Annotated in this window: 1 protein-coding gene; it reads left to right on the forward strand. The window is 59.8% G+C overall.

Annotated elements, in window-relative coordinates:
• Positions 1 to 185: 185 nt before the first annotated feature.
• A partial coding sequence (locus tag AC1VNY_RS42680) for a hypothetical protein (RefSeq protein ID WP_482409703.1) occupies positions 186 to 448 on the forward strand: 263 nt, incomplete at its 3' end.

Genomic DNA, 448 nt, shown 5'->3' on the forward strand with positions numbered 1-448 from the left:
GACACTAGCTATTGCGCGACTCTGTAAAGGCGGGCAAAATGACGACACCCCCGGCTGTGGCGGCCGAGGGTGTCAAATACAACTGCCGAGGCAACGGCGCTGCGGTGTGAATGGGCTCATGATAGAAAACAAGCGTGAGAGCCGCAAGTGTCAAAGAAGCCCCGGCCCGAATCGGGACGTGAAAATTGGGGCTCTTTGCAGACTGGCAACCTAGATATGCCGAACACCGCATTGCCACCTTCCCGCTGAGGATAGACGGCAAGCACAAGAAACCCGCGACGGCAGGCTATAACCGTGTCGGGCTCACGGGTTCGGGGCAACTGGCCCTCAAGTTCCCTGAGATCGACGCCTTTGCCTTCATGGCCGGGGCAAAGAGCCGCCTCACCATCATCGACATTGACGCGCCCGACGACGAAGACCTGTTGCGGGCAACCCTGCGCCGCTATGG

The sequence above is a fragment of the Bradyrhizobium ferriligni genome, assembly GCF_056837965.1.